Raw genomic sequence first — 10,386 nt, 5'->3', positions numbered from 1 at the left:
TCCTCGCATGAGGATCGTTTTTTGCTGATTGAACCGGCCCAAGCGGACTTTTTCAGTGCCGGTTGGTTGGTATCGTTCCGGTTAGACATTCGATAACGTTAGTTACGGGGTGTAACTGGTGGAATGACCAACTTGAAATAGGAAGGACACGGCAGCCGAAGCGGATGGAGTATCCTTCGTCCGCCCTCAGTAAAGCAACCACCCGTATTTAGCGTCGTCCGGCTTTCCTCTTAAACGTCCACATGCTCCATACCATCGAGCCAATCAGGATGAACAGGCACCATCCGATCGCCCATCCGATCTGATCCTGGATGGAGCCTCCCGTCAGCAATCCGCGAATGGATTCGATGACCGGCGTAATCGGCTGGTTGCTCGCGATCCCTTGCAGCCAAGCCGGCATCGTCTCGGTAGGAACGAAAGCGCTGGAGAGGTAAGGGAGAAAGAGCAGGATGAATCCATAGCTGCTGGCCGCTGCCGGACTGCCTGCAACGAGACCGATAGCGGCGTAGAGCCAGGTGAAGGCAAAGATGAAGAGCGCGATCAAGCCGATGGCGAGTAACCAATCCATAAGCCCAGCTGATGGCCTGAATCCAACGAGCAGAGCCACTGCGATAACAACGCCTGTCGCAAGCATGTTCCGGGCAAGGCTGGCGACCACATGTCCCGTAATGACACTTAAGCTTTGAATGGGCATGGTGCGGAAGCGGTCAATGATGCCATTGGTCATATCCTGTGAGACGTCGACGGCCGTGCTGGACGATCCGAAGCCGGCGCACAACAGAATGATTCCTGGCACCACGTAATTAACATACTGTCCGCTGGGATCGAGGGCACCGCCAAATACATAGGTGAACAGCAGCATCAACATGATCGGCAGCACCATCGCCGTTATCATCGCCTCCGCGTTGCGGATGCTGTGACGCAGGCTGCGGCCGATAAAGACGGACTGGGTAACTGCTAAGGACGTTGTTTTTGTTTTTGTAGCCGTTGCCGTTGCTCTTATCATACAATTCCCTCCATTTCCTTGTCGGTAAGCGACAGGAATACATCATCCATATTGGGTCTGTGAAGACTTACGCGCGTCTCATTCGGGAGCAAGCGTATGAACTCCTGAAGCGTATGCGCGACGTCGCCGATGCTGCCGCTTGTCGGGATCCTATGGATCACTTCGTCACGTGCATCGCGAAGCTCCAGCATTTCACCACCGACCCGGGTCTTCAGCTCGGCCGGACTACCTTCAGCCACGATTCGTCCCCCATCCAGAACCGCAATCCGGTCCGCGAGCTGGTCGGCTTCCTCCAAATACTGCGTGGTCAGCAGGATGGTGATGCCTTGGCTCTTCAATTGAAGGATGATATCCCACAGCGCACGGCGGCTGCGCGTATCAAGTCCTGTGGTCGGTTCATCGAGGAACAGCACGGGCCGCGGCACGACAAGGCTGATCGCCAGATCAAGCCGTCTCTTCATCCCGCCGGAATACGTCTTCACTCGCTTGGCCGCTGCGGCCACCAGATCGAAGTGCTCCAGCAGCTCGGCGGTTCTCTGTCCGGCTTCCGCCGCGGATAGACCCGACAGCCTGCATATCATCCTGAGGTTTTCTTCGGCGGTCAGCACTTCGTCAACGGCCGCGAATTGGCCGGTCAGACTAATGGACCGCTGCACATCCTGCTTGTGATCGCGGAGATCGAACCCATTAATCCTCACGCTCCCGGCATCGGGCGTCACCAACGTGGACAGGATGTGAATCAAGGTTGTCTTGCCGGCCCCATTAGGACCGAGAAGAGCAAATACGTCTCCTCGCGGCACGCTCAGGTCGATCCCGTCCAATACGGTCTGGTGTCCAAAGCTTTTGCGAAGCTGACGAATTTCAACAGCATAGTTACTCATGAGCCGAACATCTCCTTTAATTAATTGTGTATTATATAAACAGTTTAATTGATAATTAGTATATTTCATAAACAGTTATTGTGCAATACGTTTTTTTTGCGTTTGAAACTGCGTGATGATTATGGGAGGAGTAGGCGTCCGGACATAAAAAAGCCTGACGCGATGTAACAAAACATCGAGTCAGGCTCTTATAGGGATTAGTTCATGTATAAGGGATCTTATCGTTACGAACGGTCCGATTCGTCATAAAGCTCCAGTTCAATGACGGTATTGCGTTTGTCGGGGAGCGGATAGGTAAAGTGTTCAGGACGCGCGAAGTTCACGAATGCGTCTTCGACGAATTCGGCCGCGCTCCAAGGGCGGCTGAGGAACAATTCGTATCCGTCCGCGAGCAGCCGGGCCTTCTTCACCTTGTCGGCCATGCCGATGAGATTGATCGGTCCTATAGACTCCTCAAAGACGTGGGCATAGAGCGTATTGCCTTTTTGGGTATAACGACCCCACTCCGGTTTCGGATAATCGGCAGCCGCGCAGCCATAGATGCTGTCTCCGTTCTTGCTCATCCAGTCGCCGATTTCCTCCAGCACGTCGAGGCTCTCTTTCGGGATGGAGCCTTTCGCGTCAGGACCGACGTTCAACAGCATGTTGCCGTTCTTGCTGACGCATTCCACCAGCTTGCGGATGATGGTGGTTGCCGATTTGTAATTGCGGTCAGCTGCGGCATAACCCCAGTTGTTGTTCAGCGTAATACAGGCTTCCCATGGAATCGGGGCACCTGTCTGGTCCACAACCCCGTGCGGCGGAATGATCTGTTCCGGCGACGCGAAGTCGCCGCTGTATACGGACGGATCGGTGGTATAGATGCTGCCGCCGCTCTCGCCGCTTCCCTCCAGCCGATTGTCGATAAGAATGTGCGGCTGAAGCTCGCGGATCATTTTCATTAGTTCGGTGGCGCGCCACACCTCGCCGCGCATGTTATCATAAGAGAAGTCAAACCACATGATATCGAGTTTGCCGTAGCCTGTGAGCAGCTCACGCACCTGCCCATGCATGTAATCCAGGTATCGGTCGAAGTTTTTCGGATCGCGCTTGAAGGCTTCGTTCGCCCGCATCGGGTGAATCCGGTCTCCATAAGCCGGGTAGTCCTCATGATACCAGTCGATCAGCGAGAAATAGAGGCCGACTTTAAGGCCTTCTTCACGGAAAGCTTCCAGAAATTCCTGCACGAGATCCCGGCCGGCTTTGGTATTCGTTGACTTATATTCCGTCAGCTTGCTGTCGAACAAACAGAATCCGTCATGATGCTTGGCCGTCAGCACCGCATATTTCATGCCTGCTTTCTTGGCCGCTTTGGCCCACTCCCGAGGATTATAGTCAACGGGATCAAATTCATCGAAATAGGCCTGATAGTCCTCGATGCTCATCTGTTCCGTGCTTCGGAGCCATTCGCCTCGGGCCGGGATGGAGTAAAGCCCCCAGTGAATGAACATGCCGAAACGGTCGTTCTGGAACCATTGCACGCGCTGGTTTCGATCATGGATGACTTGATTGGTTGGAGTGGTAGTCGTTGTCATGGATTCAAACCTCCGATTCTTGGAATTGTCGAGTTTGATTTTAACAAGAATGTGTTAGTATGAATAGATAATTACTTAACTCCGACGGGTATTATAATAACTTTAGAGGATAATTGAAGATGAAGAATGAACGAAATAAACATGAAGCCATTCAGCAGATGCTCCTGAACATGCAGGTTCAGATCTGGGAGGCCGAAAGAACGCAGTGCTGGCCGGAATGGAAGGAATTCGACTACACCGTGTCGTACAACAAGCTCTATTTTATCCTGGATGGGGAAGGGTGGGTGAAGATCGGCGATGAGGAGCTGTATCCCGTACCGGGTCAATTGGTTCTGATGCCGGCACGGACGCGGCAATCCTACTCTGTCATCAGCGGCCGTCCCTATCTTAAATACTGGTCTCACTTCTCGGCGACCGTGGGCGATTCCGATGTGTTTTCCTGGCTGAACGTGCCCCATTGCTACGATTTGTCGGGGAACGCGGAGATGCCTGCATTATTCCAGCAGCTCGTCGATGCGCATCGCTCCGATACCCTCGCCGCGCGATTGAGGGAAAAGTCCGTGATGCTGGACATCCTCTCCCGCGTGTTCGAACACCAGCAGCCGCAGATTCATGCGGACAAAATGGAGGATATGGGCAGGCTCCACAAAGTGCAGCAGTACATCAAAAATCATCTGCATGAGGAAATTACACTGGAGCAGATGGCGGGAACGCTGCATTTGCACCCGAATTATTTTATTAAGTATTTCAAACGGCATTTCGGAATCACGCCGCAAAAATATTTAAGCCTCAAACGAATGGAGCAGGCCAAACTCATGCTGAGGACGACGTCTCTAAGCATCAAGGAAATTGCGGATGCCACCGGCTTTGAATCGGCGAACTATTTCTCGAAAACGTTTCGGAAAGAGGTAGGCTACAGCCCCTCGGAATATCGTAACAATATATAGCAATATATAGCAAAAAAAGAGGCTGTTCCTGAATTTCGATTCGGGAACGGCCTCTTTTATTCCTAACCGGGATTACCCTAAAACCCTTTGCCCCCAAGCGGCTTAAGCCTGAGCGGCTCTGCGCCGGCAATCAGCGCCCGCCCGCGCTGCAGCAGCTCGGACGTATCCGCTCCCTGCAGGGAAGCGGCATGCGCGTCTTGGCTGCTCCACAATTCCGTGACCCATACGGCATTCGGATCGCTGTCCGAGACGTTGACGATATAAAGCTCACAGTCTTCGTTATCGCGAAGCATCGCGGCTGCTTCAAGCAGGATCTCCGCAAGTTCATCCCGTTTGCCGGGATGGGCGATCAATTTCCCGTACATTGCAAATTTCTCCATGGGTATCATCCTTCCTTTTTGGTCATGCCGGTTAACATGCGTTCGTAATGGAGCGCCAAGCTTGTCGTGATCTCGGACAGTTTCAGGACGAGCGAAGCGGGCTCCAGAATGGTTAAAGCTTTACCGTAGGGGAGAAGGAAGTAGGGCACATAGGACGTCAGCGAAGACGTGTCCAGCCGGAAACGAGCCTCTCCATCATGACGCGATACGAGGGTATGCCCAAACAACCAATGCTGGCTCAATTCATTCAGAACATGCTCGTGGGCTTGGATGACAACATCGACCAGGGGTTCCGTGCTGCCTGGATCCGGGAGAAGACTACCAAGCAATACATCCCTGGCCGAAAAATCAACGGGCCGCTCAAAGACCAGTTCTGTCGTCTCCAGATCGAGGATCCGGTCTACGCGAAAATTGCGAATCTCTTGGCGCAGACGGCAGTAGCCCGCAGCATACCATTGGCCCTTCCAGTGGATAATGCCGTAGGGATCGAACTCTCGGACGGTTCCGGCGCCTTCCCGGCCCTTCGAATACGTCATCTTCAGGGTTTGTCCCTGTGCCGCGGCATTCTCCAGCGTCTGCAGCAGCGGGCGAAGCCCGTCTTGGACTGGAGGCTGCAAAACCGCGATGCCGCTGCTGTGCCGTTCGATCTGATGAAGCTGCTCCTCGTTCGTATAAAGCTTCAGCTTGCCGATCGCCCGCTCCAGCGCGTCCGTGAACGGATAGCCGGTTTCTTTGGCAAAGATCGAAGCGTGTACCAATGCTTTCTGCTCTTCAGCGTCAAACATCAGCGGGGATTCCGTAAACTGCCCGAGGATCCGAAAGCCGCCGTTCGGCCCGGAATCGGCGATGATGGGCGCGCCGCTGGCGCATAACGAATCGATGCAGCGGTACACCGTTCGAACATGAATTTCCAGCTCATCGGCGATTTGCTGCGCGGTCATTTTTTTGCCCGAGCGAAGCATCCACAGGATCGACAGCATATTATCCGCTTTGGACATCAAAACGCGCTCCTTCCTTAGGGACGATCCTGACTGCTTACTTTTAAGTAGATTGTATCTTTTTTATACGAGCGGGTCCATGCCCTTGTCGATCCAGGAATCGTAGGTCGGACCGTAGAGCTCGGGAATCCGCAGGCCGGCTTGTCTCATCAGCACCGTCATTTGTCCGCGGTGATGCGCTTGATGAACCAGGGTAAAATGCAGGAATGCCGCATTGGTCCAAGGCTCTCCGTCGAATTCACGGGTAGCGCGAAGATCCTCCTCGCTCCACTGCGACTGTACCGCATCCAGAAGGGCAAGCCGGATCCGGCGGTAGCTGTCCGTAATTTCGGCGGCCGAATCGGGAATATTTTGCTCGCGGGACGGGCCCTCAAATTGCAAACCGAGCATGGTCATGTACTGAATCGACATAACCAAATGCCACGCCAGCTGACCGAGCGTGCGATGCTGCTCCGTTATGGCGGTTTTAAGCGAATCGTCGGTTAAAGCGTTCATGACTTGTTCCGTTATATGCGCCTCTTTTAACCATTCTGTCGTAAAATCCGCTTTGCTCATGTTCATGTGTTAACCCTCGCTTTGGTTTAGGATGTGTGCTGCAAATCGAGTATATTACATCATTCCTGACAGTTACGGTCAGTGATTATAGGACAAAATAAAAAAATGGGATTGTATGATCAACTATTTCGCAGCAGGATGTTTGGCATGAGGTCAACACGGGTGACCCGAAAGGAGGCTGATATTTTCATCTGAATGGTCTAAGTTTTCCTCTTCATTTATAATGAATGAAGTTCAAGAATCGTGAAGAATTTGGATACAGGAGGTGCAGGGCATGCGGGAAGCGATTCGTGATATCCCGGGGGCTGATGGATGGATTGTCATTCAAGCGGTTGACAAGGGCTGGTCGGCAGATCGTAAATATTATATTCAGGATATGCAAGGGAAGGAGTGGCTCCTCCGGCTATCCGACATCTCTCAGTTCGAGAGGAAGAAATGGGAGTTTGAAACGGTAAAACAGCTGGATCCCATCGAAATGCGCACGTCTCGACCGATGGATTTTGGCGTCTGTCATGATGGCCGGCAAGTGTATTCCCTGTTCACATGGGTTCCGGGAGAAGATGCCAGGGAGGCGATTCCTTTGCTGGATTCTGAAGAGCAGTACCGGCTTGGCTTTCAGTCAGGCGTATATTTGGACAGGATGCATGGCATTCCGGCAAAAAGCGGTTTGGATACGTGGGCGTCATATTATAATTCAAAAATGGATAGGTACATAAAAAATTATGAGAGCTGCGGCATCCGGCTTGCCGGCGCTGAGAACTTCATCCGTTTTATGGAGGAGCACCGGTATTTGCTGGAAGAGCGGCCCCTTGCTTTTCAACATGGGGATTATCATGTCGGCAACATGGTGGTTACGCCTGAAGGGGAACTCGGCATCATTGATTTCAACCGGGCGGACTACGGTGATCCTTGGGAGGAGTTTAACCGGATTACGTGGGATGCCGCGATTAGCCCGTGGTTCGCTTCGGGTCGTATTCACGGATATTTCCAAGGACGAGAGGTGCCGGATTCATTTTTCAAATTAATGGCGCTTTATATCGCAAGCAATCAGATTTCCTCCATTCATTGGGCCATCCCGTTCGGAGAGCAGGAAGTGGAGGTTATGATGAACCAGGCTCAAACCGTACTGAATGGGTATGATGGATTCCGGACGCATGTGCCCAATTGGTATATAACGAAAGCCGAGGTTTTGGCAAATCGCCGCGAATAACAGCAATCCAGAAGAATTTAACCAAGCTGCTGCATGATACAATGGCACAAAATCCCCAATGGAGGTTTGCACTCATGACATCAGCGGATATTCAGTTTATCGGCGGAAATAATATTGCCATTAAAATTCCGAAGCACAAGTATGAGGAGACCGTGTTTTTTTACAAAGAGGTTTTACGGCTGCCATATTTGGGCTTCAAGGACGGGTCGCATGCTTTTCAGCACGGCTCGAATACCTTATGGCTGGATTGTATGCTCAACTATTCGCAGCAGGATGTTTGGCTCGAGGTCAACACGGAGGATCCGGAGGAGGCTGCCCGATATTTGAGAGAGCACCGGGTGGACCGCAGGGATGAGGTGGAGGTTTACGAGAACTCGCGGGGCTACTGGATATCGGATCCGTGCGGGACAATCATCCGGGTGAATCCCAGAAAAGCGAGTGAATAGACAGCCTACCCGGCGAATGTGGTTAACGTTGACTACTCACCCCTTTGGACGTGCGAAGTTATGTCGAAGCGCCTAACTCGCACCCGGCGAAAATTTAGGCTCACTCCCTAAATTCCATGAACCGGGACACAAAAAACCAAGCATCTCCTATCCAAGATAAAGGATATGACAGGGAATGCTTGGTTTATCCTTTTTCTGTGGAATTACGCTACGGCTTCAGAATGACCTTGGTGCATTCGTCCTCGTGATCGCTGAATATCCGATAGGCATCGCTTGCCTGTTCCAGGGGAAGCCGGTGGGAGACAATCTCCGTCGGATCAAATTCGCCGGCGGTGATCTTCTTGAACAGCTCCGGCATGTAATGAATAACGGGAGCCTGCCCCATGGTAAGGGTAATGTTCCGTTCAAAAATATGGCCGAGCGGGAACATATTGTACAGCGAACCGTATACGCCGGTCAGCTGGACGGTGCCGAATTTGCGCACGGCCTGGATGGCGATATCAATCGCGCTCAACGTTCCGCCCTGGAGCTTCAGCTTTTGGCCGATGGCTTCCATCGTCGACTTCTTCCCGTCCATGCCGACGCAGTCGATCACGATATCCGTGCCGCCTTTGGTAATCTCTCGAATGTATTTGCCCATATCGTCATAGTCTTCAAAATTGTAGATCTCCACGTTGTTCAGCCGTTTTGCTTTTTGCAGACGATAAGGAAGACGGTCCACGGCGATTACCCGTTTTGCGCCTTTCATCCAGGCGAATTTCTGGGTCATCAGGCCAACCGGCCCGCAGCCGAGCACCGTTACGGTATCGCCCGGTTTAACGCCGGCATTCTCTACGCTCCAATAGGCGGTAGGGAGAACGTCGGACAAGAACAGAAGCGCCTCATCCTCCAGCTCGCACGACTCCGGTATGACAAACGGCATAAAGTTCCCGTAGGGCACGCGCAAATATTCAGCTTGTCCGCCGGGATAGCTTCCGTAGCGTTCGGTGTAACCCAAGTACCCTCCGGCATGGACATCCGGGTTGCCATTGGAATTGTCGCATTGACTCTCCATATCATGATTGCAATAGTAGCAGTGACCGCAAGAAACATTGAACGGAAGAACGACGCGGTCGCCTTTTTTCACGCGGGTTACGTTGGCACCGACCTCTTCTACGATCCCCATGGGCTCATGGCCGATCACGAAATCTTTAGCTGTGGGCATAGCCCCTAGGTATATATGAAGATCGGAACCGCAAATGGCTGTAGAGGTGATGCGGACGATAATATCATCCTGGGTCCGAATGGATGGATCCTCCACGTGTTTGACCTGAATGTCTTTGGCGCCTTGAAATGTGACTGCTCTCATACGTTCCCTCCTTATGCTTTGTACAGAAGTTATCTTCTAAATACCCGATTTCCACTTGTATTAACATCCCCACCGCTATTCATGCATATACGCTGATACGCGCAAAAACATAGTCTATGGGAGAAAGGCCGATGCTAAACATTGTGTAATTACTCTTGATGGTCGGTAGGGGTACGCGAATAAGCGAACAGGCTGCGCAAACCGATGACAAATGTGGCAAATGTGGCAAACGTGACAAACGTGACAAACGAGTCAAATGGGATTCACCGGACACAGGATACGTTATTTGCTCTGATAAGAGCTAAACTTTGATGCTTACGGACATGAGGTCCGTTATTTGCATAAAAAGTCCTTTTTTTGGCGGCGAAAGGGTTAAATAACGGAACTGGTGTCCGTTACACTTAGAGAATGGCCTGATTTGTGGTAAATAACGGATCTGTAGTCCGATGGGAATGGGGATTACGGCGCTTGTTTGCCGTGGAAACCGCATGTGATGGGATGAAGACACCTGTTAGGTGTGGAAACCACATGTTGTGGTGAAGAACTGCCTGCTGGTAGGGAAACCACCCCATACATAGGACCGGCAACCATTTAATATGGCACCGTCTGATTGGGGATCTGCAGGTGTTTAGTCGTGTAAACACGTCCTGGCCGCTTTCCGTCGGTAAATCGATGCTCCCACGCCAATAACCGGCTTATGAATGTCAAGTGGCTCCCACGCCAATAACCGGCTTATGAATGTCAAGTGGCTCCCACGCCAATAACCGGATTATGAATCGCAAGTGGCTCTCATAAAAGCAAAAGAACGCGTATTGGAAAGGATTCAATTATCCCGCCATACGCGTTCTTATTTAGGATGTTACTATGTTACTTTCGGACTGTTGGCGTCACCGTTATACCAGCTTCAAATATTCTACGATCGTCAGCAAGCCCTTATCGAAATTCTCCAAATTAAAATGCTCGTTCGGCGCATGCAGATTCTCGTCCGGCAAGCCGAAGCCCATCATGACGGCAGGGGCGTTCAGCGTGCTGGACAGCTTC

Annotated in this window: 10 protein-coding genes and 1 pseudogene; 3 read left to right on the top strand and 8 right to left on the bottom strand. The window is 51.9% G+C overall.

Translation table 11 applies throughout. The features are described 5' to 3' along the window. Positions 1–208 precede the first annotated feature (208 nt). The 3 genes from HMPREF9412_RS09690 to HMPREF9412_RS09680 all read right to left on the bottom strand — a co-directional run bounded on the left by HMPREF9412_RS09690 (position 209) and on the right by HMPREF9412_RS09680 (position 3,461). Complete coding sequence (locus tag HMPREF9412_RS09690) at positions 209–1,006, bottom strand: ABC transporter permease (RefSeq protein WP_009591284.1); 798 nt, start codon at positions 1,004–1,006, stop codon at positions 209–211. Next, positions 1,003–1,887 (bottom strand): ATP-binding cassette domain-containing protein, encoded by an 885-nt coding sequence (locus tag HMPREF9412_RS09685; RefSeq protein WP_009591289.1) that lies wholly within the window; start codon positions 1,885–1,887, stop codon positions 1,003–1,005. The genes HMPREF9412_RS09690 and HMPREF9412_RS09685 overlap by 4 nt, the downstream gene beginning before the upstream one ends. A gap of 224 nt (positions 1,888–2,111) precedes the next feature. After that, positions 2,112–3,461: an alpha-L-fucosidase gene (locus HMPREF9412_RS09680; protein ID WP_009591280.1), complete on the bottom strand. Its 1,350-nt coding sequence runs from the start codon at positions 3,459–3,461 to the stop codon at positions 2,112–2,114. Between the two features lie 119 nt (positions 3,462–3,580). Here HMPREF9412_RS09680 and HMPREF9412_RS09675 point away from each other — a divergent pair, with 119 nt between their 5' ends. Then, positions 3,581–4,408: an AraC family transcriptional regulator gene (locus HMPREF9412_RS09675; protein WP_009591282.1), complete on the top strand. Its 828-nt coding sequence runs from the start codon at positions 3,581–3,583 to the stop codon at positions 4,406–4,408. A 77-nt stretch (positions 4,409–4,485) separates the two neighbouring features. Here the strand turns inward: HMPREF9412_RS09675 and HMPREF9412_RS09670 are convergent, their stop codons facing one another. The 3 genes from HMPREF9412_RS09670 to HMPREF9412_RS09660 all read right to left on the bottom strand — a co-directional run bounded on the left by HMPREF9412_RS09670 (position 4,486) and on the right by HMPREF9412_RS09660 (position 6,347). Next, complete coding sequence (locus HMPREF9412_RS09670) at positions 4,486–4,788, bottom strand: putative quinol monooxygenase (protein ID WP_009591286.1); 303 nt, start codon at positions 4,786–4,788, stop codon at positions 4,486–4,488. Between the two features lie 5 nt (positions 4,789–4,793). After that, positions 4,794–5,786: a helix-turn-helix transcriptional regulator gene (locus HMPREF9412_RS09665; protein ID WP_009591288.1), complete on the bottom strand. Its 993-nt coding sequence runs from the start codon at positions 5,784–5,786 to the stop codon at positions 4,794–4,796. A gap of 63 nt (positions 5,787–5,849) precedes the next feature. Next, positions 5,850–6,347 carry a DinB family protein gene (locus HMPREF9412_RS09660; protein WP_009591279.1) on the bottom strand — a complete coding sequence of 166 codons (498 nt, stop codon included), beginning with the start codon at positions 6,345–6,347 and terminating at the stop codon, positions 5,850–5,852. 268 nt (positions 6,348–6,615) lie between these two features. Between HMPREF9412_RS09660 and HMPREF9412_RS09655 the strand changes: the two genes are divergently transcribed. After that, positions 6,616–7,551 (top strand): aminoglycoside phosphotransferase family protein, encoded by a 936-nt coding sequence (locus HMPREF9412_RS09655; protein ID WP_009591283.1) that lies wholly within the window; start codon positions 6,616–6,618, stop codon positions 7,549–7,551. A 74-nt stretch (positions 7,552–7,625) separates the two neighbouring features. Then, positions 7,626–7,997: a glyoxalase/bleomycin resistance/dioxygenase family protein gene (locus HMPREF9412_RS09650; protein WP_009591281.1), complete on the top strand. Its 372-nt coding sequence runs from the start codon at positions 7,626–7,628 to the stop codon at positions 7,995–7,997. Between the two features lie 208 nt (positions 7,998–8,205). On the opposite strand, the gene HMPREF9412_RS09645 is transcribed toward HMPREF9412_RS09650, so the two are convergent. Together HMPREF9412_RS09645 and HMPREF9412_RS32510 are read right to left on the bottom strand one after the other, a co-directional pair. After that, positions 8,206–9,345 (bottom strand): zinc-dependent alcohol dehydrogenase, encoded by a 1,140-nt coding sequence (locus tag HMPREF9412_RS09645; protein ID WP_009591287.1) that lies wholly within the window; start codon positions 9,343–9,345, stop codon positions 8,206–8,208. Between the two features lie 893 nt (positions 9,346–10,238). After that, positions 10,239–10,386 (bottom strand): annotated as a pseudogene (locus tag HMPREF9412_RS32510) (M20/M25/M40 family metallo-hydrolase); the annotation flags it as partial.

Origin of the sequence: Paenibacillus sp. HGF5 (assembly GCF_000204455.1) — a bacterium.
Taxonomy (GTDB): domain Bacteria; phylum Bacillota; class Bacilli; order Paenibacillales; family Paenibacillaceae; genus Paenibacillus_AQ; species Paenibacillus_AQ lautus_A.
Note: the sequence above shows the minus strand (reverse complement) of the source record. Positions and strands in the feature narration are given on the sequence as shown.

Excerpts from the sequence above, each read along its gene's own strand:
- HMPREF9412_RS09690 (WP_009591284.1), bottom strand. The coding sequence starts at position 1,006 with ATGATAAGAGCAACGGCAACGGCTACAAAAACAAAAACAACGTCCTTA.
- HMPREF9412_RS09685 (WP_009591289.1), bottom strand. The coding sequence starts at position 1,887 with ATGAGTAACTATGCTGTTGAAATTCGTCAGCTTCGCAAAAGCTTTGGA.
- HMPREF9412_RS09680 (WP_009591280.1), bottom strand. The coding sequence starts at position 3,461 with ATGACAACGACTACCACTCCAACCAATCAAGTCATCCATGATCGAAAC.
- HMPREF9412_RS09675 (WP_009591282.1), top strand. The coding sequence starts at position 3,581 with ATGAAGAATGAACGAAATAAACATGAAGCCATTCAGCAGATGCTCCTG.
- HMPREF9412_RS09670 (WP_009591286.1), bottom strand. The coding sequence starts at position 4,788 with ATGGAGAAATTTGCAATGTACGGGAAATTGATCGCCCATCCCGGCAAA.
- HMPREF9412_RS09665 (WP_009591288.1), bottom strand. The coding sequence starts at position 5,786 with ATGTCCAAAGCGGATAATATGCTGTCGATCCTGTGGATGCTTCGCTCG.
- HMPREF9412_RS09660 (WP_009591279.1), bottom strand. The coding sequence starts at position 6,347 with ATGAACATGAGCAAAGCGGATTTTACGACAGAATGGTTAAAAGAGGCG.
- HMPREF9412_RS09655 (WP_009591283.1), top strand. The coding sequence starts at position 6,616 with ATGCGGGAAGCGATTCGTGATATCCCGGGGGCTGATGGATGGATTGTC.
- HMPREF9412_RS09650 (WP_009591281.1), top strand. The coding sequence starts at position 7,626 with ATGACATCAGCGGATATTCAGTTTATCGGCGGAAATAATATTGCCATT.
- HMPREF9412_RS09645 (WP_009591287.1), bottom strand. The coding sequence starts at position 9,345 with ATGAGAGCAGTCACATTTCAAGGCGCCAAAGACATTCAGGTCAAACAC.